At 65.8% G+C, this 21741-nt stretch carries 28 protein-coding genes; 13 read left to right on the top strand and 15 right to left on the bottom strand.

What is annotated here, in order from left to right:
- Window positions 1-40: 40 nt before the first annotated feature.
- The 7 genes from crcB (at window position 41) to LDB29_RS02805 (ending at window position 4792) form a co-directional block, all read left to right on the top strand.
- A complete protein-coding gene (gene crcB, locus LDB29_RS02775; protein ID WP_025550170.1) occupies window positions 41-424 on the top strand; it encodes a fluoride efflux transporter CrcB in 384 nt (127 codons plus the stop codon).
- Window positions 421-1740 carry an RluA family pseudouridine synthase gene (locus tag LDB29_RS02780; protein WP_193666746.1) on the top strand — a complete coding sequence of 440 codons (1320 nt, stop codon included), beginning with the start codon at window positions 421-423 and terminating at the stop codon, window positions 1738-1740. The genes crcB and LDB29_RS02780 overlap by 4 nt, the downstream gene beginning before the upstream one ends.
- Window positions 1737-2339, top strand: a complete 603-nt coding sequence (locus LDB29_RS02785; protein ID WP_025550169.1) for an FMN-binding negative transcriptional regulator — start codon at window positions 1737-1739, stop codon at window positions 2337-2339. Before LDB29_RS02780 ends, LDB29_RS02785 begins: the two co-directional genes overlap by 4 nt.
- Window positions 2336-3025: an HAD-IA family hydrolase gene (locus LDB29_RS02790; RefSeq protein ID WP_025550168.1), complete on the top strand. Its 690-nt coding sequence runs from the start codon at window positions 2336-2338 to the stop codon at window positions 3023-3025. Before LDB29_RS02785 ends, LDB29_RS02790 begins: the two co-directional genes overlap by 4 nt.
- A complete protein-coding gene (locus tag LDB29_RS02795) occupies window positions 3022-3279 on the top strand; it encodes a hypothetical protein (protein WP_025550167.1) in 258 nt (85 codons plus the stop codon). Before LDB29_RS02790 ends, LDB29_RS02795 begins: the two co-directional genes overlap by 4 nt.
- Entirely contained in the window at window positions 3276-3971 is a 696-nt protein-coding gene (locus tag LDB29_RS02800) for an ATP12 family chaperone protein (RefSeq protein WP_025550166.1), read from the top strand. The genes LDB29_RS02795 and LDB29_RS02800 overlap by 4 nt, the downstream gene beginning before the upstream one ends.
- 92 nt (window positions 3972-4063) lie before the next feature.
- Complete coding sequence (locus LDB29_RS02805; protein WP_025550165.1) at window positions 4064-4792, top strand: hypothetical protein; 729 nt, start codon at window positions 4064-4066, stop codon at window positions 4790-4792.
- A 211-nt stretch (window positions 4793-5003) separates the two neighbouring features.
- Here LDB29_RS02805 and LDB29_RS02810 read toward each other — a convergent pair whose 3' ends face one another.
- The 3 genes from LDB29_RS02810 to LDB29_RS02820 form a co-directional block, all read right to left on the bottom strand.
- Window positions 5004-5684, bottom strand: a complete 681-nt coding sequence (locus tag LDB29_RS02810) for a murein L,D-transpeptidase catalytic domain family protein (protein WP_025551774.1) — start codon at window positions 5682-5684, stop codon at window positions 5004-5006.
- Between the two features lie 110 nt (window positions 5685-5794).
- Complete coding sequence (locus LDB29_RS02815) at window positions 5795-6091, bottom strand: hypothetical protein (RefSeq protein WP_025551772.1); 297 nt, start codon at window positions 6089-6091, stop codon at window positions 5795-5797.
- Window positions 6092-6096: 5 nt separating this feature from the next.
- Complete coding sequence (locus tag LDB29_RS02820; RefSeq protein ID WP_025551770.1) at window positions 6097-7551, bottom strand: L,D-transpeptidase family protein; 1455 nt, start codon at window positions 7549-7551, stop codon at window positions 6097-6099.
- A gap of 73 nt (window positions 7552-7624) precedes the next feature.
- On the opposite strand from LDB29_RS02820, the gene LDB29_RS02825 reads away from it, so the two are divergent.
- On the top strand, window positions 7625-8530 hold the full coding sequence (locus LDB29_RS02825; protein ID WP_025551769.1) for a histone deacetylase: 906 nt from the start codon (window positions 7625-7627) through the stop codon (window positions 8528-8530).
- Between the two features lie 123 nt (window positions 8531-8653).
- Here LDB29_RS02825 and LDB29_RS02830 read toward each other — a convergent pair whose 3' ends face one another.
- From LDB29_RS02830 to hisB, 7 genes are all read right to left on the bottom strand, one after another.
- Window positions 8654-9235, bottom strand: a complete 582-nt coding sequence (locus tag LDB29_RS02830) for a hypothetical protein (RefSeq protein ID WP_025551767.1) — start codon at window positions 9233-9235, stop codon at window positions 8654-8656.
- Window positions 9236-9312: 77 nt separating this feature from the next.
- Window positions 9313-9633, bottom strand: a complete 321-nt coding sequence (locus LDB29_RS02835; protein ID WP_025551765.1) for a phosphoribosyl-ATP diphosphatase — start codon at window positions 9631-9633, stop codon at window positions 9313-9315.
- A gap of 42 nt (window positions 9634-9675) precedes the next feature.
- On the bottom strand, window positions 9676-9912 hold the full coding sequence (locus LDB29_RS02840; protein ID WP_025551763.1) for a PEP-CTERM sorting domain-containing protein: 237 nt from the start codon (window positions 9910-9912) through the stop codon (window positions 9676-9678).
- 161 nt (window positions 9913-10073) lie between these two features.
- Entirely contained in the window at window positions 10074-10838 is a 765-nt protein-coding gene (hisF, locus tag LDB29_RS02845) for an imidazole glycerol phosphate synthase subunit HisF (protein ID WP_044661851.1), read from the bottom strand.
- Window positions 10835-11572, bottom strand: coding sequence for a 1-(5-phosphoribosyl)-5-[(5-phosphoribosylamino)methylideneamino]imidazole-4-carboxamide isomerase (gene hisA, locus LDB29_RS02850; RefSeq protein ID WP_025551761.1), 738 nt, complete (start codon window positions 11570-11572; stop codon window positions 10835-10837). The genes hisF and hisA overlap by 4 nt, the downstream gene beginning before the upstream one ends.
- On the bottom strand, window positions 11569-12186 hold the full coding sequence (gene hisH, locus LDB29_RS02855) for an imidazole glycerol phosphate synthase subunit HisH (RefSeq protein ID WP_025551759.1): 618 nt from the start codon (window positions 12184-12186) through the stop codon (window positions 11569-11571). Before hisH ends, hisA begins: the two co-directional genes overlap by 4 nt.
- Window positions 12183-12770 carry an imidazoleglycerol-phosphate dehydratase HisB gene (hisB, locus tag LDB29_RS02860; protein WP_025551758.1) on the bottom strand — a complete coding sequence of 196 codons (588 nt, stop codon included), beginning with the start codon at window positions 12768-12770 and terminating at the stop codon, window positions 12183-12185. The genes hisH and hisB overlap by 4 nt, the downstream gene beginning before the upstream one ends.
- 98 nt (window positions 12771-12868) lie before the next feature.
- On the opposite strand from hisB, the gene LDB29_RS02865 reads away from it, so the two are divergent.
- From LDB29_RS02865 to gmk, 4 genes are all read left to right on the top strand, one after another.
- A complete protein-coding gene (locus LDB29_RS02865; protein ID WP_044661853.1) occupies window positions 12869-13345 on the top strand; it encodes an SspB family protein in 477 nt (158 codons plus the stop codon).
- Window positions 13346-13412: 67 nt separating this feature from the next.
- The gene (fumC, locus tag LDB29_RS02870; protein WP_257556986.1) at window positions 13413-14798 is read left to right on the top strand and encodes a class II fumarate hydratase; all 1386 of its coding nucleotides are present in this window, start codon (window positions 13413-13415) and stop codon (window positions 14796-14798) included.
- Between the two features lie 49 nt (window positions 14799-14847).
- Window positions 14848-15189 (top strand): hypothetical protein, encoded by a 342-nt coding sequence (locus LDB29_RS02875; protein ID WP_257556080.1) that lies wholly within the window; start codon window positions 14848-14850, stop codon window positions 15187-15189.
- A gap of 51 nt (window positions 15190-15240) precedes the next feature.
- Window positions 15241-15906: a guanylate kinase gene (gmk, locus tag LDB29_RS02880; protein WP_257556081.1), complete on the top strand. Its 666-nt coding sequence runs from the start codon at window positions 15241-15243 to the stop codon at window positions 15904-15906.
- Window positions 15907-16107: 201 nt separating this feature from the next.
- On the opposite strand, the gene LDB29_RS02885 is transcribed toward gmk, so the two are convergent.
- Window positions 16108-16859, bottom strand: a protein-coding gene (locus LDB29_RS02885; RefSeq protein ID WP_148564693.1) for an IS5 family transposase whose coding sequence is annotated in 2 segments (ribosomal slippage) — window positions 16108-16529 and window positions 16529-16859 — 753 coding nt in all. Because the reading frame shifts where the segments join, the coding sequence is not laid out codon by codon here.
- Window positions 16860-17222: 363 nt separating this feature from the next.
- Between LDB29_RS02885 and LDB29_RS02890 the strand changes: the two genes are divergently transcribed.
- Entirely contained in the window at window positions 17223-18164 is a 942-nt protein-coding gene (locus LDB29_RS02890; protein WP_099186995.1) for an IS110 family transposase, read from the top strand.
- A 14-nt stretch (window positions 18165-18178) separates the two neighbouring features.
- On the opposite strand, the gene LDB29_RS02895 is transcribed toward LDB29_RS02890, so the two are convergent.
- From LDB29_RS02895 to LDB29_RS02910, 4 genes are all read right to left on the bottom strand, one after another.
- Window positions 18179-19246, bottom strand: coding sequence for a class I SAM-dependent methyltransferase (locus LDB29_RS02895; protein ID WP_025549640.1), 1068 nt, complete (start codon window positions 19244-19246; stop codon window positions 18179-18181).
- Window positions 19236-20138, bottom strand: a complete 903-nt coding sequence (lgt, locus tag LDB29_RS02900; RefSeq protein ID WP_173664357.1) for a prolipoprotein diacylglyceryl transferase — start codon at window positions 20136-20138, stop codon at window positions 19236-19238. The genes LDB29_RS02895 and lgt overlap by 11 nt, the downstream gene beginning before the upstream one ends.
- A gap of 275 nt (window positions 20139-20413) precedes the next feature.
- On the bottom strand, window positions 20414-20704 hold the full coding sequence (locus LDB29_RS02905; RefSeq protein WP_025549642.1) for an acyl carrier protein: 291 nt from the start codon (window positions 20702-20704) through the stop codon (window positions 20414-20416).
- 28 nt (window positions 20705-20732) lie between these two features.
- Window positions 20733-21740, bottom strand: coding sequence for a GNAT family N-acetyltransferase (locus LDB29_RS02910; RefSeq protein ID WP_025549643.1), 1008 nt, complete (start codon window positions 21738-21740; stop codon window positions 20733-20735).
- Between the last annotated feature and the right edge of the window lies 1 nt (window position 21741).

The following is a 21741-nucleotide window of genomic DNA, read 5'->3' on the forward strand; positions in this document are numbered from 1 at the left end:
CGCTTCCCAAGCCTTGCAAAAATGCTCTAGGGCGGGCGGCATGACCAATATTCTTCTCGTCATGGCAGGAGGCGCCGTCGGATCGGCCTTGCGCTACCTGCTCGGGCGTCTCGCTGCCCAGATATTCCCTGGCGCCCTGTGGCCCTGGGGAACATTCGGCGCGAATATCATCGGCGGTTTCGCCATGGGCCTGTTCGCCGGATGGCTGGCCCGCTTCAATATGGCGGGGGGCGAACCGATCCGGCTGCTGCTTGCCGTCGGTCTGCTGGGCGGCTTCACGACCTTCTCCTCCTTCAGCCTGGAAACCGTGCTGATGATGGAGCGGGGGCAGCCGGGCATGGCGCTGGGCTATGCGGTCCTTTCCGTCATCGGCGCCGTAGGCGCGCTGGCCGGCGGTCTGGCCGTCATGAGGAGCGTCGCATGAAGGGCCGTCCTCCCGGCAAACCCACCGGCCCCCGCAAGCCCGGCGCAGCGCCCCAGGGGCGGGCGCGCGGCGCGGCCAAGGCGGCTCGCGCCCGCAAGCCGGATGCGCCTAAGCCCGCTGCCCGGCCTCCTGTCAAAACGCCCGCCGCCAAAACGCCTGCGGCAAAGACTGCTGCCCGGTCCGCCTCCTCCTCTCCGGCGAAGGGCGTGTCGCTCGACGTGCGGCAATTCCGCGTGGCGGTGGATGACGACGGCATCCGGCTCGACCGCTGGTTCCAGCGGCATCTGCCCGACATCGGCTTCAACACCGTCTCGCGCTGGGCGCGCACCGGCCAGTTGCGCGTGGATGGCGCCCGCGCCGCGCCGGGCGACCGCATCGCGGAGGGCCAGACCATCCGCGTGCCCCCCGCCGAGCCCAAGGCCCCTGAAACCGCGAAGCCCAAACGCATCCGTCCGCAACTGACGGACGATCAGGCGGCCTTCGCCCAGGGGCTCGTCATCCATCGCGACGCGCAAGCCATCGTCATCAACAAACCGCCCGGCCTCGCCACGCAGGGCGGCACCAAGACGGACGATCATGTCGACGGCCTGCTCGATGCGCTGGAGTTCGACCTCGACCAGCGGCCCAAGCTCGTCCACCGGCTGGACAAGGACACGTCCGGCGCGCTGCTCGTCGCGCGCACCGCGCGGTCGGCCGCCTTCTTCGCCAAGGCCTTCTCCAGCCGCACGGCGCGCAAGGTCTATTGGGCCATCGTGATGGGCGTGCCCTCCATCGAGGATGGCATGATCGAACTGCCCATCGCCAAGCAGCCCGGCACCGGCGGCGAGAAAATGCATGTCGATGAGGAGGAAGGGCTTCCTTCCCGCTCGCGCTATCGCGTAATCGAACGCGCGGGCAATCGCGCCGCCTGGGTCGAACTGCAACCCTATACCGGCCGGACCCACCAGTTGCGCGTCCATATGGCGGCAATCGGCCATCCCATCGTCGGGGACGGCAAATATGGCGGCAAGGACGCCTTTCTGAGCGGCACGATCAGCCGCAAGATGCATCTTCACGCCCGCCGCATCCGGGTCGATCATCCCGATGGCGGCCGGGTCGACGTGCGGGCCGAACTGCCCGAGCATTTCGCCGCCAGCCTTGCCTCGCTGGGCTTCGACCTCTCCGCCGGCGACCTGCCGCTCGACGAGGAGGTCGCCCGCGCGCCCACGCGGGAGGATGAGAAGAAGGCCGCCCGCGCTCATGCCAAGCAGATCCGCAAGGGCCGCAAGGGCGAACGGCGCGCCCGCGGTTCGGGTGGAGGGCCGCGCAGGAAATGACGCCCGGCGCGCCTTATCGCTGGCGGGACGAAGCCGCGATCCGCGCATTCGTGGCGGAGGTGGGCTTCGGCCTGCTCTGCGTGACCGCACCGGACCGCCAGCATGTCGTCCATCTGCCGCTCGTCTGGAGGGACGAGCGGCATGTCGGCCTTCACCTCCACCGCGCCAATCCCATCGTCCGCCACCTGGACGGTCAGGAAGCGCTGATCGTCGTGACCGGCGCCCATCATTATATCAGCCCCGACTGGTACGGCATGCCCGACAAGGTGCCGACCTGGAACTACCAGTCGGCGGAATTGCGCGGCGTCATGCGTAGGCTGGACCATGAGCAGACCGTCGCCCATCTCGACGCGCTGTCGAACGATCAGGAAAGCCGCCTCCTGCCCAAACCGGTCTGGACCCGCGAGAAGATGAGCGAGGGGCTGTTCGAGCGTGTGATGACGGGCCTGATAGGCTTTGAGATGGCCGTGCATGCGATGGAAGGCACGATGAAGCTGGGACAGGACAAGCCGGAATCCGCGCGCATCGCCGTGGCGGACGCTCTCGCGGCCAGAGGCGATGCCGCCATGTCCGCCCTCATGCGGGCGACGCGGCCATGAGCAATCGCCTTGCCGTATTCGATTGCGACGGCACGCTGGTCGACAGCCAGCACAGCATCTGCACGGCCATGGTCCGCGCGTTCGAGGGCGAGAAGCTGGTGGCGCCGGACCGCGCGACGATCCTGTCGGTCGTCGGCCTGTCGCTCCCGCTCGCCATGGCGCGGCTCCTGCCGGATGCGGAGGCCGATTATCACGATCATCTGTCGGAAAGCTACAAGCTGGCCTTCCAGCAGCTTCGCCGCGAAAATGCGGTGTCGGAACCGCTCTATCCCGGCATTGCCGAACTGATCCGCGAACTGGATGCCGATGGCTGGCTGCTGGGCGTCGCCACCGGCAAATCGGACCGCGGCCTGCAACTTTGCCTCACCCATCATGGCATCCACGCCCATTTCGTGACGTTGCAGACCGCCGACCGCCATCCGTCGAAGCCGCATCCCTCCATGCTGCTGACGGCCATGGCCGAAGCAGGAGCGACACCGGAAAGCACGGTGATGATCGGCGACACCAGCTTCGACATCGACATGGCGCTGTCTGCCGGCACGCGGGCGCTGGGCGTGGGCTGGGGCTATCACACGCCGCAGGATCTGATGGACGCCGGCGCACACAGCGTCGCCATGGACAGCGCGGAGCTGCGCGGCCATATCCACGCCCCCCATGTCCCTTCGTCCGACAGCCGCTCCCGATGACCGACATGCCGCCCGTTCCTCCCACCGACCCGGAAAAGGTCGCCCGCCAGCGTTTCTTCGCGCTCGGCCTGTTCCGCCTGTCGGGCGCGCTGCTGGTGATGTTCGGCTTCCTGGTGCTGATGCAGCGCTTCCATTGGGTGCAGGGGAACAAGGCGAAGGCGATGGGCGCGATCTTCGTCATCGTCGGCCTGTTCCAGTTCGTCATCGTCCCGCGCCTGCTGCTCGCGCTGTTCAGGAAACCGCCGCAATCATGAAACGCTTCTACCAGGATGCCGCCGTCGTCGCGGTTGAATCCGGTTTCGAAATCCGCCTCGACGGCCGCCCGGTCCGCACCCCCGCCCGCGCGCCGCTGGCGCTGCCCACCCAGGGGCTTGCAGAGGCGATCGCCGAAGAATGGCGCGCGCAGGGCGACACGGTCGACCCCCGATCCATGCCGTTCACCGGGCTCGCCAACGGCGCCATAGACCAGATCGCACCCAATAGCGGGAGTTTTGCCGCAGGCATCGCCCGCTATGCCGAAAGCGATCTGCTCTGCTATCGTGCGGAGGGGCCGGCCGAACTGATTGCTCGAGAGGCCGCGGCCTGGGACCCGCTGCTGGAATGGGCGACGACCCGCTACGACGTCGCGTTCCGGGTGACGCAGGGCATCGTTCCGGTGGCCCAGCCGACCGAAACGCTGGAGCGGCTGGCGGCTGCCGTGGCGGTTCTCGACCCTTTCACCCTGGCGGGGCTATCCACGCTGGTGACGCTGTCCGGCTCGCTCGTCTGCGGTCTGGCGGTGGTGGAGGGGGGCCATGACGCCGACCTGATCTGGACGGCGTCCGAAATCGACGAAGCCTGGGAAGTCGAACAATGGGGCGAGGACAAGGAAGCCGCCGCCCGGTCGGCGCAGCGCAGGAACGAATTTGCCATGGCCCGAGCCTTTTGCGAGATGGCCCGCGCCTGACCGGGTGGGAATGACGCAGCGTCTTCGTTCAATATCGACAGGCGGGCTGCCCTGAAGCCTGCTTTTTTCGCAAGACCGAGGAGTGCTCCATTTTGCCGCCCCGTTTTTCTCTTTTCGTCCTGATCGCCCTGTCCGCGCCGCTGGCGCTGGCGGCCCCGGTGCTTGCCCAGCAGGCGGGGCAGGCGGCTCCCGCCGCCGGTCGGATGAGTTCGGAACAGATCGCGGCCTTCAACCGGGCGGTCACTGATTTCACCGCGGGACAGACCGCGCAGCAGGCCGGCGACAATGCCGCCGCCGCCGCGAAATATGAAGCCGCACTGCCCGCTATCCGCACGGCCGTGGAGCTCGACCCCGCCAGGATCGAAAATGTGAATTTCCTCGCCAACGCGCTTTACGCCGATGCGGCGGCGCAGGGCGCGCTGGGCAGGATGGACAGGGTGATCGCGCTCTATACCGAATCCGCGCCCCATTGGCGCAAGCTGGTGGAGGCAAAGCCCGCCGATGCCGCCAGCCGCAATATCTTCGCCGGCATCTTGATCCAGATGGGCAATCAGAAGCTCGCCGGCAATGACAGGACCGGGGCCGATCCCCTCTATCAGGAGGCGCTGACCCTCGCGCGCAGGTCCGTCGCGGAAAAGGCCGGGGATGCGGTCTCCCGGAACACCCTGCTATCCGCACTGATCGGGGTCAGCCAGACCGGCAACGACCCGGCCCTGTCCGCCGAAGCGTTGAAAATGGGCAAGGCGATGCTGAGCGACGGCACCATCGATGCGATGAACAAACCCTCTATCGAGGCGATGACGGGCGCCAAGGCCGGCTGACGCCGCTATTTAGAGCGCGCTGCGTTAAATCGAACGCAGGCCGCGCGCTCCAAGCTTTTGTTGTCGCATCGTTTAAAACGCAAAACCCGTTCCCACTTTTGCGCACGACGCCCTATTTGTCCAACGGTGAACCTGCCCCCGCGAAGGCGGGAGCACGCCATGTTTCAACCTGCCCGACCCTGTGCGAACGGGACAGGGTAACGCTCTGTGCCTAAGCCGTCTGGCCCATGATCTTGTCGGCATAGAGCAGCCGCCCCGGCCCCATCAGGCCGATGAATTGCGGCAGCATATGGCGGGCAAGCGCGAAACAGCCCTCGCTGCGGCCGATCTTGCCCCAGGTCGCGATATGGTTCTCGCTGACATAGTCCGCGCCATGCACGACGATGGCGCGCATCTCCGCATTGTTGTTCTGCGGATCGAGCCCGGCCAGGCGCATCGCCCGGCCATGCTGGCCCTCATAGATTTCGCCGGTCTTGAAGGCGCCCGAACTGCTCGCCAGTGAATTGGGCTCATTGGAAAAGCTGTGGAGCCATCCCGAATGCTCGGGGTCGGAACCGCGGCCATGGGCAACCAGATAGGAACTTGCCTGCCCGCCGATCAGGTCGACCACATGGAAGCGCAATTCGCGCGACGGCGCATTGAAATCGGCCAGCGCCACCCGGTCCCGCAGGGTGAACATATGCCCATGCTGGTCCAGCGCGGCCTTTGCCCGCTCCAGCAGTTTCGCATAGGGCTGGGTCGCGAGCGGCCCCGGCGAAGCCGGACGCGGTGCGGGAGGAACTGCCGGCTGTGGCTGCGTTTCGCCCAGCGGAGCGGCCCGCCCGGCACTGTCGGCAAGAAACGAAAATGCCAGCCCGCTCAAAGCGAGCTTGGTAAAACTACGACGATCCATGAATCGCAATATAGCAAAGGAGCAGCGCCAGTCCAAGGGCGGCGCAGGATCGCCGCCGCCGTCCCGCCTCCTTTCCGGGGCGGGAAGACTCCGGCCGATGGCGCGGGCCCCTATTCGGTGGCGTTCGCGCCTTCGTCTGCGCCGTCCTGGCCAAGGCGCGCCGTCATGCCTGTCGCGGCGGCGTCGTCCTCGATCTGCTGCTGTTCGGAAATGCTCGGCGGCGGCGCAGGTTCCGGCGCGGCCGCATTGTTGCCCGGCTCGGGAGCGGGGGCCACCGGTTCCTCCTCGATCACATTTTCGACCGGCGGCTCGACCAGATTGTTGGTCGCGGGCGCCTCTTCCTCCTTCTTGCCGCAGGCGGCGAGGGCAAGCGTCCCGGCAAGGGCGATAAGGGCGAATTTGCGCATGAAGATCAGTCCTTGGATGCGATGGAGGTGGCGGGCGCGGCGGTCGGATCGACGCGGCGGCTGGACGCCTCGATCTTCGCCGCCAGCAGCTTGTCCCAGCCATAGGGGTCGGAACGGAAGCTCATCGTCCCGTTATTGCTGGCGAAGGCGGTCCAGTAAAGCAGGTACACCGCCACTTCCTTGGGCAGCGACACCCGCTGGGTCTTGCCCGCGTCGATCAGCGACTGGATCTTGCCGGCAAGGTCGGGATTGCCCGCCACCATCAGCTCCGCCAGCGGGACGGGCTTTTCCAGACGGATGCAGCCATGGCTAGCCAGCCGGTCATAGCTTGAAAACTTTGCCCGGGACGGCGTGTCGTGCAGGTAGACGGCGAAGGGATTGTTGAAGTCGAACTTCAACCGGCCAAGCGCGCTGTTCGGGCCGGCGGGCTGCACGATCCGCTCTCCGGTTTCCGGCGTGCCGACGATCTTGTACCCTTGCCGGATCAGTGTCGCGCGCCCCTTTGGCCACAATTCGCGCTTCGCGATGGAGGAGGGGACATTCCATGGCGGGTTGACCACGATCGAATGGATGCTGGACGACAGCATCGGTGTCGCATTGTCGGGCGAGCCCGTCACCGCGCGCATCGACGTCACCGGCTGGTCGCCCTCGAACACCGTCAGCACGGCGGCGGCGATATTCACCTGCACCCGGTTGACAGGCAATTCGCGCGGCATCCAGCGCCAGCGCTCCATATTCGCCATGATCGCGGCGATGCGATCGTCCACCGGCACGTTCAGCTCCCTGAGCGTCCGGGCGTCCAGCAGGCCGGTGGGGTTGAGGCCATAGCGCCGCTGCGCCCGTTGCAGCACATCGACCAGCTTTTCGCCGGGCGTGACGCTCTTGTCCTCTATGGCGATGCGCGCCCGCACGGCATCGGGGGAGGATTGCGCGGTGAGGGTGGGCCAGCCGCCCGCATCGCGAATGCGTTCGTAATTGGCGAGCCCCTTGCGCAGCCCGTCATAGCCGGCATAGGGCGGCGTCAGGCTGAGCGCCCATTGGGGCAGCCTGTCCTCGCTGATCGCCTTGGCAAGGCCGGGCCGGGGATCGAACCGCGCCGGGCGCAACGCCCAGATCTCCAGGAAGTCGGCGGTATCCACGCGCCCGGTGCTGAGCGCCTTCGCCCGGTCCAGCACGGCGGACAGAAGCGCCTCTCCCTTCAGTTCTCCGGTCGCTCTGGCGCGCGCCATCAACCCTTGGACCGCGCCGCCCTTCAGCCACTCGTTCAGCCATTTTTCCTGCGCTGCCGAGGGTTGCGGCAGCGGCACGGGCGGCGGCGTCACCATGGCCGGAGGCAGGATGACCTGCGGGGCGGGGGGCTGCGCCGACGGGGCGGGCATGGTCGGTGCGACGGCCGGCGGTTGCGCCACCGCCGGCACCGCGACGGCGCCCAGCAGGGAAATTACGGAAAAACGGATCATTTCAGGACGGTTCATGCTGGACCAGATAGCGCAAAGCCCGCATCGTTCAAACTCGAAGATAGCGGAAAAGATGATGCTGCACGTCGTTCACCATCCGGCCTATGTCTCTCCGGCAACAGCGGGCAGTTCCTTTCGCTTCGACAAATATGGGCTGGTGATGGAGGCGCTGACCATGGCGGCCGCACCCTTTACCGTGCATGAACCCGCCCCCATGCCGCGCGTCTGGATAGAGGCGGTCCACGACCCCGATTATGTCGAGCAGGTCGCGACGCAGACCGTGCCGCGGGAAAAGGAAAGACGGATCGGATTTCCGGTGACGGAGCGGGTGGCGCGCCGTTCCATGCTGTCGCCCGGCGGCACATGGCTGGCGGCGCGGCTCGCCATGCGCCATGGCTATGCGGCGAATGCGGCGGGCGGCAGCCATCATGCACTGCCCGGCAGCGGCGCGGGATATTGCGTGTTCAACGACCTTGCCATCGCTGCCAACCGGCTGATCGCGGAGGGGGATGCGCACCGGATATTGATCCTCGACCTCGACGTGCATCAGGGCGACGGCACGGCCGTGCTGACCGGCGGGCGAGGGGACATATTCACCCTGTCCATCCATGCGGACCGCAACTTCCCCGTGCGCAAGGCCCGCTCGACGCTCGACATCGGCCTGCCGGACGGCACGGGCGACGAGGCTTATATGGAGGCGCTGATGAGGGCCCTCCCGCCCGTGCTCGACGATTTCCGGCCTGATCTGATCCTCTACCAGGCCGGGGTCGACCCGCATGAAGACGATCGCCTCGGCCGTCTGGCGCTGAGCGATGCCGGGCTGGACCGCCGCGACCGCGCCGTGATGCGCGCCGCGCGCCGCCGGGGCATTCCGCTCGCCAGCACCATGGGCGGCGGCTATGGCGAAGACCGAATGGCCATCGCCCGGCGCCACGCCGATTGCATGATCCGCCTGGCGGAAGAGGTGGGTGATGGCCGATAGCTGCCGCTGAGCGCGCCGCGTTCCTGCGAAGGCTCTCACGAGCCATTTGTCTCATTCGAGTGCCTTCGCAGGAGCACTCTGTTCAGCAAGGAAAGCGGAAAGTCGGCAAGCCCCCTTCCGCGCTTAATGCAGGGTTGCCTTCCCCGTGGCGTCGGAACCGGCGGCCTGCCTGCTCTCCATGATTTTAGCCGCGACCAGTCCTGCCGCGACCAGCGCCGCGAAATCGCTGAAGGCCAGATAAAGGATATAGCCCCAGGGCGCATGGTTGAACACCGCTTGCCCGATATGCAGCCACAGCACGGCCGCCAGCGCGAACAGGACCGTCGCTCTCGCCCGTCCAGCCAGATCGCCGCTCACGATCCGCAGCATCAGCGCAATGACGATGCCGACGACCAGCGCCAGGATCAGGCCGCCGATCAGCGCCCCGGCATCGGTGACCGGAAATCCGCTATTGTTGTAGAAGACCGTGGCGACCGGCCCCTTGCCATAGAGGATGGTGCCCTGCGCGGTCGCCGGGTCGGGAATCACATAGACGCCCGTGCCCGACGGCGTCAGCGCCTGCGCCAGGGCCGCCTGCAAATTGCTGCCGGCGGCGGACTCCGCGCGATGAAAGGCGAGCGCGCTCAGCGGCGTCCCCCAGAAGAGGAAGCCGATCAGATACATGGCGACGCCGCCGATCAGGCCGCCCAACAGGGTCTTGAACATATGCCCTCCTGTCCTCTCAACGATCGAGAGGCTGACGGACAAACGCCGGAACGGCAATATCTTTCCGGGAAGGGCGCTCAATCGCCCTTGCGCGACGCCTTTTCCGCGATCCCCGACACGCCCTCGCGCCGGTCGAGTTCGTCCAGCACATCGTCCAGCGCGATGTCGAGGTCGGCCAGCAGCACCAGCAGATGGAACAGCAGGTCTGCGCTTTCGCCGATCGCGCCCTCGCGGTCCGCCGCCATGGCGGCGATCACCGTCTCCACGGCTTCTTCGCCCAGCTTCTGGGCGATCTTGCCGCGCCCCCTGGCGGTCAGCTTGGCCACATAGGACTGATCGGGATCGGCCTGCCGCCGCTGGCGGATGGTCCGTTCAAGATTAAATAGGGTCGCGCGCATGGCGCCATCAAGCGCCACGCACGCAAACCGTCAAACGAAAACTTACTTGCGCTTGCGGCGGGCGACGAAAACCCGCGCGCCCAGCACCGCGGCGCCAAGGCCGAACAGCGCCATCTGTTCCGGTTCGGGCACCGGCGTCGGCGTGCCGCCGGACGAGGAACCGCCCGAGCTGCTGGAGCCGCCGCACTTCTTGCCCCAGCACCAGGTCGCTTCCGCCGGAGCCGCCGCGCCCATCAGAGCGGCCACGCCAGCGGCCAGAAACAGCTTGTTCACATTCATCATCTTCACCCCGCTGTTGATTGAGTCAGGTGCGGGAAGAGGTGCAGGCACCGTGCCAGTTCCACTAAATGGAGGCGGAACGGCGCCATCATGGTTAACATGGGTCTGCCGATATCGGTTAATGTAAAGGCAACCGACGCTTTTCGGCGAAATCGGGTCGGTCAGGCGGTCCGGACCGCAATGCCGGCGGCCGCCAGCGCCTGATGCGCTTCAGCAATGCTATGTTGACCGAAATGAAATATGGACGCCGCGAGCACCGCGCTGGCATGCCCCTCCACCACGCCTTCGACCAGATGATCGAGCGTCCCGACGCCGCCGCTGGCGATGACCGGAACCGAAACCGCATCGGCAATGGCGCGGGTAAGGGCAAGGTCATAGCCCGCCTTGGTCCCGTCCCCGTCCATGGACGTGACCAGCAGTTCGCCCGCGCCCAGTTGGGCAAGCCGCACCGCATGCTCCAGCGCATCGATGCCGGTCGGCTTGCGGCCGCCATGGGTGAAGATTTCCCAGCGGCCATCGCCCACCCGCCGCGCATCGACCGAGCCGACGACGCACTGGCTGCCGAAGCGGTCGGCGATGTCCGCCACCACCTCGGGCCGGGTGACGGCCGCACTGTTCACCGCGACCTTGTCCGCGCCCGCGAGCAGCAGGGCGCGGGCATCCTCCGGACTGCGCACGCCCCCGCCCACCGTCACCGGCATGAAGCAGACCTCCGCCGTGCGCCGGACCACGTCGATGATCGTGCCGCGCGCCTCATGCGTGGCGGTGATGTCCAGGAAGCAGAGTTCATCCGCGCCCGCTGCGTCGTAAATCTTCGCCTGCTCGACCGGATCGCCCGCGTCGCGCAGATCGATGAAGTTCACGCCCTTGACCACGCGGCCATTGGCGACGTCCAGGCAGGGGATGACGCGGGTGCGGACGGTCATGCGGCCGCCTGCGCCACCGCCAGCGCCGCCTTCAGGTCCAGCCGCCCGTCATAGAGCGCGCGGCCCGTGATCACGCCTTCAATGCCCTCGTCGGCATGCAGGCTCAGCACCCGGATGTCCGCGATCCCCGCGACGCCGCCGCTGGCGATCACCGGAATGTCCGTGGCGCGGGCCAGATCGACGGTCGCATCGATGTTGCAGCCCTTGAGCAGGCCGTCGCGGCCGACATCGGTGAACAGCAGGCTGGCGACGCCCGCATCCTCGAACCGGCGGGCAAGGTCGACCACCGGCATGTCGGACTTCTCCGCCCAGCCGTCCGTCGCGACGAAGCCGTCCCGCGCATCCACCGCCACCACGATCCCGCCGGGGAAGTCCTGTGCCGCCGCCTTGACGAAGCCCGGGTCCTTCAGGGCCGCCGTGCCGATGACGATGCGCGACACGCCCAGGTCGAACCAGCGCTCCACCGCCTCCCGGTTGCGGATGCCCCCGCCCAGCTGCACATGGCCGGGAAAGGCCGCCACGATGGCCTCGACCGCTTCGGCATTGACCGCATGGCCCGCGAAGCTGCCGTCCAGATCGACCACATGCAGATGCTGCGCGCCCGCTTCCGCGAACAATATCGCCTGGGCGGCGGGATTGTCGCCATAGACGGTGGCGCGGTTCATGTCGCCTTCGGCCAGGCGCACGACCTGGCCGCCCTTGAGGTCGATGGCGGGGAAAACGATCAGGCTCATGGACGCCAATCCAGAAAACGGGAGAGGAAGGAAAGGCCGTAGCTCTGGCTCTTTTCCGGGTGAAACTGACAGCCGATGATGGTGTCGCGCGCCACCGCCGCGACCAGCGGCCCGCCATGATCGGTGACGGCGGCGACATGCGCCGGGTCGGCGGCTTCGAAATGATAGCTGTGCAGGAAATAGGCCTCGCCCGCTTCCAGCAGCGGAGGCGTGCCGCGCAGGGCCACGTCGTTCCAGCCCATGTGCGGCACCTTGATCGCCGGATCGCGCGGCTCGATCAGCCGGACGGTGCCGCCTATCCAGCCCAGCCCCTCGTGCCGGCCGAACTCTTCCCCAGCATCGGCCAGCAACTGCATGCCCACGCACACGCCCAGAAAGGGGACGCCGCGCTGGCGGACGGCCTCGTTCATCGCCTCCACCATGCCGGGAATCGCGACCAGCGCATCGCGGCAGGCGCGGAAGGCGCCGACGCCCGGCAGGACGATGCGGTCCGCCCCTGCCACGACATCCGGATCGGCGGTGATGACGGCGTCGTCCGCCCCCGCCTTGCGCAGGGCGTTGTGCACCGAATGAAGGTTGCCCGCGCCATAGTCGATCAGGGCAAGCGCGGTCACAGCATTCCCTTGGTCGAAGGAATGGCGTCGGCCTTGCGCGGGTCGATCTCCACCGCCTGCCGCAACGCGCGGGCAAGGCCCTTGAAGCAGCTTTCGACGATATGATGGTTGTTGCTGCCGTAGAGATTTTCGATGTGCAGCGTGATCCCGGCGGCCTGGGCGAAGCTGTGGAAGAAATGCTCCACCATCTCGCTGTCCCATTCCCCGATGCGCTGCACGGTGAAGTCCACCTTGAACACCAGCCAGGGGCGTCCCGAAATGTCCAGCGACACGCGGGTCAGCGTCTCGTCCATCGGGGAATAGACGCTGCCGTAGCGGGAAATGCCGCGCTTGTCGCCCAGCGCCTTCGCCACCGCCTCGCCAATGGCGATGGCCGTGTCCTCGGTCGTGTGATGCTGGTCCACATGCAGGTCGCCGACGGTCTTCACGTCCATGTCGATCAGCGAGTGACGCGACAGTTGCTCGATCATGTGATCCAGGAAACCGATGCCCGTCGAAACGGTGTAGATGCCGGTGCCGTCCAGGTTGACGGTCACGTCGATCTGCGTTTCCGCAGTGTTGCGGTGAATGTCGGCCGTGCGCATGGCAGCGCCCTATAACGAAGTGGACGGCCGTTGCAATGTGGCGTTGCACCTATAGCGCGCACTTGACCCGCGCCGCCGCGCCGTTAGGACATTGGCGCATGAGCGACGACCTGCCCGACAGCCTGATTCCCTATGACGAAATCGTGCAGGAGGCCCTGCGCGCCGTCGTCGGCCGCGTGCTGGGGGAAATCGAACGGACGGGCGGCCTTCCCGGCGCGCATCATTTCTACATCACGTTCAAGACGCAGGCGGCTGGAGTCGATATTCCGCGCCATCTGGTCGAACGCTTCCCTGACGAGATGACCATCGTCCTCCAGAACAAATTCTGGGACCTGAAGGTCAGCGACGACGCCTTCGGGGTCAGCCTGACCTTCAACCAGGTGGCGGCGCATCTGCATATTCCCTTCGCGGCGATCACGGCCTTCGTCGATCCGGCGGTGAATTTCGCGCTCCAGTTCCAGGCGCAGGCCGACATTGCGCCCGAACCGCATGAAGAGGCGGAAAATGACGCGCCGCAGGTGACGACGGAGGACGGCTCCAATGTCGTGACCGTGGACTTCGGCAAGAAGAAATAAGGCTGGAAACAGGAGCGGGCGCTCCCCAGATTGACGGCACTCCGGCGACATCATGGGAGTGCCCGACTTGAACGACAGCCGCACCGAAACCGACAGCATCGGCGCCATCGAAGTGCCCGCCAGCGCCTATTGGGGCGCGCAGACCCAGCGGAGCATCGAGAATTTCCCCTTCGGCCCCGGAGAACGCATGCCGATCGGCATCGTCCACGCGCTAGCCATCGTGAAACAGGCGGCGGCGCGGGTCAATCGAGCACACGGACTCGATTCGGGCCTGGCGGATGCAATCGAGGCGGCGGCGGCGCAGGTCGTCGCGGGCAACCATGACGACCAGTTCCCGCTCGTCATCTGGCAGACCGGCAGCGGCACCCAATCCAACATGAACGTCAATGAGGTGATCGCGGGCATCGCCAATGAGGCCCTGACCGGCAAGCGCGGCGGCAAGAGCCCGGTCCACCCCAACGACCATGTGAATATGGGCCAGTCGTCCAATGACAGCTTCCCGACCGCCCTGCACATTGCGGCGGCGCGGGCCGCCACCGCGGCTCTGTTCCCGGCGCTCGACCGGCTCCACGCCGCCCTAGACGCCAGGGCGAAGGCGTGGGAGGGCATCGTGAAGATCGGCCGCACCCATCTGCAGGACGCGACGCCGCTGACGCTGGGCCAGGAATTTTCCGGCTACGCCCATCAACTCTACCGCAGCCGCAAGCGGATCGAGCCGGCGGTCATGCACGGCATGATGGCGCTGGCGCAGGGCGGCACGGCGGTCGGCACCGGCCTCAACGCGCCGGCGGGCTTCGACGTGGCGGTGGCGAAGGAAATCGCGGCGCTGACCGGCCTGCCGTTCCGGACCGCCGACAACAAGTTCGAGGCGCTCGCCTCCAACGATCCGCTGGTGCACCTGTCCTCCACCCTGGCGACGCTGGCAGTGGCGCTGACCAAGATCGCCAACGACATCCGCCTGCTGGGCAGCGGCCCGCGCTCGGGCCTTGGCGAACTCGACCTGCCGGCCAATGAACCGGGCAGTTCGATCATGCCCGGCAAGGTCAATCCCACCCAGTGCGAGATGCTGACCATGGTCGCCGCGCAGGTCATCGGCAATCATCAGGCGGCGACGGTCGGCGGCCTGCAGGGGCATCTGGAACTCAATGTCTTCAAGCCGATGATCGGCGCGGCGGTGCTGCGGTCTATCCATCTGCTCAGCGTCGGCATGGACAGTTTCGCAGAACGCTGCGTCGACGGGCTGGAGGCGAATGAGAGGCGGATTGCCGAGCTGGTCGACCGGTCGCTGATGCTGGTCACCGCGCTCGCGCCCGAAATCGGCTATGACAATGCCGCCAGGATCGCGAAACACGCCCATGCCGAAGGGCTGACGCTGAAGGAGGCGGGCCTGCAATTGGGGTTGGTCGATGGGGAAAGCTTCGACCGGCTTGTCCGGCCCGAAAATATGGTCTGATCGACATCGGCATGGTGGAACCGGTCGCGCTGCGGTACATTGATGTCCCATGAGGAAAAAATCGCCCGACCAGCCGCTGATCACCGTCCGCCCGCCCCGCAAGGACGGGCTGCTCAGAAAGGCGGCCCGCGTCGGTGCGACCGTCGTCGCGGCGCGGGTGGCCGCCGATACCGGCAAGAAGGGCGTGATCGGCCTGCTGGCCGGCATGGGGGCCAAGCGGCTCATCATGCGTCATCCCATGGGCACGCTGTTCGTGACGGGCGCCTATATGGCCGGAAAGGTCTATGAGGCGAAGCGTGAGGCGGATCGCAAGCGCAAGGTCAAGGCCCTGCCGGACGGCAGTCCGCCGCCGATCCTGATCGAGGAAGCGCGCAAGGCCCGCAAGGGCTGACGGAGCGACAGTCCCCCTTGCCAAATCCCGTCCATGACGCCAAGAGCGGCCATGGCCGACAGCATCTCCATAGAGACGCCCGATTTCAAGCGCCGCGGCGTCCTGTTCGTTCTTTCCTCGCCCTCTGGCGCCGGTAAATCCACCATCGCGCGCAAGCTGCTGGCTGCGGAGCCGGATCTTGCCATGTCGGTTTCCGCGACCACGCGGCCGATGCGGCCGGGGGAGGTCGACGGCAAGGATTATCATTTCGTCGATCTGGAGGAATTCCGGCGGATGACCGCCGATCACGAATTCCTGGAATGGGCGCATGTCTTCGGGCAGCGCTACGGCACGCCCCGCGCTCCGGTGGAGGCGATGCTGAAGTCCGGCCGCGACGTTCTGTTCGACATCGATTGGCAGGGCGCGCAGCAACTCCACCAGATTGCGGGCGGTGACGTGGTGCGGGTGTTCATCCTGCCGCCGTCGATGGAGGAACTGGAGCGTCGCCTGCGCGGTCGGGCGACGGACAGCAATGAGGTGATCGAAGGCCGCATGGCCCGCGCGGCGGGAGAGATCGCGCACTGGGACGGCTATGATTATGTCCTGTGCAATGTCGATGCGGAGGATTGCTTCCAGCGCGTCCAGACGATCCTGCACGCCGAACGCATGAAGCGCAGCCGCCAGACGGGTCTGATCGGCTTCATCCGCAGGCTCAGCCGCTATCATCAGGAAGATTGAGGGATTTGGGCGTACCATGCGCCTGCGAAGGCAGGAACATGGCAGGTTTCAATCCAGCGGGGTCATGCCCAGGGATGATCGCCAGAGCATCGTGCGCAAAAGTGGGAACCGGTTTTGCGTTTAAAAGGATGCGACGACAAAAGCTTGGAGCGCGCGGCCTGCGTCCGATTTAACGCAACGCGCTCTAGGGTTTGTGGGGATTCATCGTGAGTTGATGATGGCTGCGGCGAGATAGATCATTGCAGAGAAGCTCTGGTCGGTTTTGCAGGCACGCATAGCGATGCGTTTGAATTCCTTAAGTTTGGAGAAGAAGTTTTCGATCAGGTGACGCCATTTGTACATCTCGACGTCGATCTTGAGCTTTTGGGCGCGGCCGGGATGTTGTGAAATGACAACCTTCGCCCCACGCTGATCAAGATCCTGTACAATCCAGTTGGAATCGAAGGCCTTGTCGCCCAGCAGGGCACCGAACTCAATACCGTCGATCAACGGTGCGACGCCTATGGTGTCGTAGCGGTTGCCCGGCAGCAACTCGAAGCGCACCAGATTGCCCAAGGCATCGGTCAGCGCCAGAATCTTGGTCGTCATGCCGCCTTTTGAGCGACCAATGGCCTGGCCCTGAGTCCCCCTTTTGCGCCCTGGCCATGCCGGTGAACCTTGACGATGGTCGCATCGACCATGGCGTATTCCATGTCGGGTTCCTCCGACAGCACATCGAAAATACGCTTGAAAATATCGGCTTCCCGCCAATCGCGAAACCGCCTGAACGCCGTACTCCAGTTGCCGAACATGGCGGGCAGATCACGCCATGGACTGCCCGTGCGAACAATCCACAGCACCGCCTCCATGAATAGCCGGTTGTCCCTTCCGCTCCGCCCAGGGTCAGTCGGCTTACCCAGACAATGTGGCTCCATCTTTGCCCATTGGGCGTCGGTCAGTACGAAACGGTCCATCCAGAGCGTCAATCACATCTCCCAACAAATGGGAATCCTAAATCCCCACAACCCCTAGAGCAGATTCCGATCCGATTGCATCGGCTCGACTGCTCTAAGTTTTTGTTTTGTCGCGTTTTCCGAGTCAGCAGATGATTCCATCTGCTTGGAAAACGCTTGTCTTATGACATTGCGGTCCGTTTGGGTCATGCTGGATTGCCCGGGCCGGGGTGGCCACCCCGGCCCGGGCGGAAGGGGACGGATCGTGAAAGCGCCGGTCGTTGTGGGACCGGGTTAGAGTAGGATCGCCCCTTTCTTTTCGTGTCGGCCCGAACGGATACCGGGGTTTTGGACCCGGATGACAAGCATGGGACAGCGGAAAAGATGAGCGACAATCTACCACAGACGATCGGCATCGACATCTCCAAAGCGAGCCTCGATTGCTATGCTCACCCCATCGGCGTCGAGCGCCAGTTCACCAACACGGCCAAGGGCCACAAGGCACTGATCGCCTGGCTGCGACAATGGCCGGTCGAGCGGATCGCCTATGAGGCAACGGGCACCTATCATCGGGCGCTGGAGGCGGCTCTGGCCGACTGGCCCTGCGTGAAGCTCAACCCGGAGCGCGCCCGGCGCTTCGCCCAGGCGACTGGCATTCTGGCCAAGACCGATCGCATCGATGCCATGTTGCTGGCCCGTATGGCGGCCACCTTGCAGCCGCCGGTCAGACCCGCTCGAAGCGCACAGCAGGCGCAGATAGCGGAGCTCATCAATGCCCGAGACGGCCTCGTGCGCGATCGCACCGCGCTCAAGAATCGCGAGAAGAACCTCACCATCGCCTTCCTCAAGCGCCAGTGCCGGCAGCGGCTCGAGCAGATCGAACGGCATATCGAGGCGCTCGATACCGAGATCGCCAACCTGATCGCCGCCGATGCCGCGCTCGCCCGCCGGCATGAGATCCTCACCAGCATCGCCGGCGTCGGAACGCTGACCGCCAACCAGCTCATCGCCACCATGCCCGAACTCGGCAGCCTCGAGAACAAGCAGGCCGCATCCCTCGCCGGTCTCGCCCCCGTCGCTCGACAGTCCGGACAATGGAAAGGCAAGACCTTCATCCGCGGCGGACGCGCCAACGTGCGGCAGGCTCTCTATATGCCGGCCCTCGTCGCCGCCCGGTACAATCCCGATCTCAAGGCAAAATATCAGCAGCTCGTTACTGCCGGGAAGCCCGCCAAGATCGCCATCACCGCCGTCATGCGAAAGCTCGTCGTCACCGCGAACGCCATGCTCAAAGCCGATCGATGCTGGACGCAATCTCCAGCTTGATCATCACGGATACTCTAACCCTCAAACCCCGCCGGTTCCGCCCAATCCGGGTGCACCCAGGCCATCGCCTTGAACAGCGTCCCCATGGCATCCCCGGCGGTCAGCCGCAGGCGGGCTGCCTCCACCTCCTCGGCGCGGGCCGGCGTCGTGCGGGCGAGCTGATCGGCGCGGGCGTCGATGCCCAGCCGGCGCAGGAAGGCGCCCTGACCGACCGGCCCCATCACCCGAAGCCCCGCCTGCCGCGCCATATTGCCGATCATGGTGAAGTCGACATGGGTGGTGAGGTCGCTTTCGCCCGGCTCCAGAAAGGGGTCGGCGAAGCGGTGCGCTCGCACCGCCTGCAACGTGTCCCCCAAGGCCGGCCCCTCATAGCCGTAGTCGACGATGATCGCGGCGCCGCCCTGCCGGGCGATCCTGTGCGCGAGTTCCAGCGCGACCGCGGCCCCGGCCAGCGGCGTTTCCAATATCGCGCCTTCCGGCGCTTCGGCGGCGAGGGCGGGGATGCCCGACTCGACGCGGCGATAGCCAGCCATGGGCGCGAAACGATCGGGTTCGCCCGGATCGGGGCAGATCACCACCCGTTCGCGCCATTCCTTTCCGCTGCGCACGATCTGGCGCACGGGCAGCGCGTCGAAAAATTCGTTGGCGACGACCAGCAGCGGCCCCTGTTCGGGCAGGCTGGAGACAGTGTCGTGATGGAAGATGTTGGGGATGATCGTCCTTTGCCGCTCCCGCAGGCTGGGGCTGGTCTCCACGAAATGCACCCGTGGGACGAGCGACAGGCCGGCCATGGCCCGGAGGGCATCGGAAGCGAGCGTGCCGCGGCCGGGGCCTAGTTCGACATAGCCGATCTCCGGCCGGCTGCCCGACCGCATCCAGACGTCCGCCAGGCATAGTCCGACCAGTTCCCCGAACATCTGGCTGATCTCCGGCGCGGTGGTGAAGTCGCCGGCGGCGCCCAGCGGGTCGCGAGTGCCGTAATAATGCTGGTTCGCCTCCGCCATATAATGGGCGATGGAGATCGGCCCGCCCGACGCGATCTGGCGCGCCAGGCGTTCCGACAGGCTGGGTTCAGCTGACACTCGCGCTGCCCGCGACCGGTTCCACGCGCACGCGGCGGCTCCTGGCGGTGAAGATCAGGTACAGGCCGCCCAGGATCATCGGCACGCACAGCCACTGGCCCATGTGCAGGCCGGTGCGCGCGGCGAATTCCATGAGCTGCGCGTCGGCCTCGCGGAAATATTCGACGCCGAAGCGGAAGATGCCATAGCCAAGCAGGAAGATGCCCACCAGCATGCCGGGCTTGTAGCGGGCGCGGGTCTTCCAGAAGGCGAAGGCGAGGATCAGGAACAGCACTATGCCTTCCAGGAAAGCCTCGTAAAGCTGGCTCGGATGGCGGGGGAAGGCGCCGCCGGTCGGGAAGATAATCGCCCACGGCACATCGGTTTCCTTGCCCCACAGCTCCCCGTTCACGAAATTGGCGAGGCGGCCGAAAAACAGGCCGAAGGGCACGCAGCAGGCCACGAAATCATGGATGCGCAGCCAGGAGAGCTTCTCCTTGCGCGCCATGTAGAGGATGCCGAGCGACACGCCGATGGCCCCGCCATGGAAGGACATGCCGCCGTTCCACAGCTTGAAGATGTCCAGCGGATGGCGGAGGATTTCGGGCTGGTAGAAGAAGACATAGGCCAGCCGCCCGCCGATGATGATGCCCAGCGTCGCGTAGAAGATCATGTCGTCGGCATGGCGGCGCGCCATGGGCGAACCGGGCTGGGCGATCAGCTTCAGCAGATACCAGTAGCCGATCAATATGCCCGCCAGATAGGCGAGGCTGTACCATTTCAGCGTGAAGAAGCCGAGGTCGAGCGCGACAGGGCTGAGGCCGAGCTGGTCGAAGCGGATGGCCCCCGAAGCGGCGGCGGCAAGGTCAAGGATCAAGTTGGCGTTCCCCTTGGGAAATTCGGCCCCCGCCATAGAGCAAGGTGGGGGACGGAGGAAAGGGAGGAAGTTGACCGGACCGGTTCATGGAGTCCGAACGACGTTCCCGGCCATGGTGGTGGCGAGTTGCGGCGGCCTTGAGACGGAAAGGGCGTCACTCGACCAGACAGGGGCTTGGCATGCGTCAGGACCGACCTTGCAATCCTGCCTTCCCCAACGACGGATCGGGCATCCCCGCCATCCGACCGTCCTCACCCCTTCAAAATCCGCCAGCGCGGAGAAACCTGTTTCCACACGCCGCAAACCGAAATTCAGCCCCCGATCTTCGCCCGCGCAAAGGCGACGAGCGAGCCGAACGTCTCGAACGTATCGCCGTCTATATCCTCGTCCTCGATCAGGATGCCGAAGCGGTCCTCCATCTCAGTGAGCAGGCCCGCAACGGCCATGGAGTCCAGTTCCGGCAGCGCGCCGAACAGCGGCGTATCCGCATCGAAGGCGTCGACCCGGTCCTGCGACAGGGCCAGCACATCGCGCAGCAAGGCGCGCATCATCGTTTCAATATCCATTGCCCGGTCGACCGGTTGTGCATTGTCCGCCCGCATGATGGGCGCCTACCTAGTCGTTCCGCCGCTAACCTACAAGCGCCGAAATGGCCGCACGCGCGGCGGGCAGCCAGACCGAAGCGCGTCGGGGGTTGAAGAAATCCAGCCGGTAGAGCGTTTCCCGTTCCTCCATCCAGTCGGTCTTGTAGCCATTGTCGCCCGTTCCATAATCGATCGTCGCGACATGATCGCGATCGATGGCGTGCGCGAACATCGCATGGCTGAGCAGGCTGCCGGGGGAGGCGCCGTCGAACGCCTGATCATGGGCCAGCTTGTGAATGAGGGCGGTGCCGTTCTCCACCGTCCATAGCTGGGTCGCCACCGGCTGCTCCTCCAGCCGCGCAAAGCCCAGCCGGAGCGTCCCGGCGGCGCTTTCCCGCTGGGCCAGCGCATGGAGAAAGCCAAGATCGGCCTCCGGCTTCTTCCAGCTTCGTTCCTGCACGGCGGCATAGTCGCGCCACAGCGCCTCGGTCAGCTGGTCCGCGATGCTGAGGGTGAAGCGGCTCGCACGGTTCTTGCGCGCGATCAGCGTACGCAGGCGGCCGGGCCGTTGCGCCCAATATTGCTCGAAAGTCCGCCCATTCAGGTGCAGCATATGCCGCCCCCCCATCGGCCGCCGGACGCTGAACCAGCCTGCACGGCGAAAGGCGTCGAGCAGCATGTCCGACGCGGCCGTGACCGGATAGAGGTCGATCTGGGCGCTGTCCGCCAACAGAGACTGGGCGATGACTTCGATCAGGCGACGACGGACGGTCTCGTCCAAAGGGCCAAGGAAGACCGGCCCCCAATCGAAGCTGTACCAGTTGGCGAGCGCGCCCAGCCGTCCCGCTCCGGACGAAAGCAGGAAAAGCCATGCCTGACACTCCCCCTCCAACGCCTGGAAGATGCGGACGTCCGTCGTGGAAAAGCAATGCGCATGGAGCGATTCGAACCAGTCGATGCGGTCGAACAGCGACGGCGTGCCGGCGCGGTCGAGCGCTGAACCCAGCACCTGACGCGCTTGGGCGACGCTGCGATATTCCCTTGCGACCAGCAAA

Origin of the sequence: Sphingobium sp. CFD-2, assembly GCF_024611135.1 — a bacterium.
GTDB classification, from domain to species: domain Bacteria; phylum Pseudomonadota; class Alphaproteobacteria; order Sphingomonadales; family Sphingomonadaceae; genus Sphingobium; species Sphingobium fuliginis.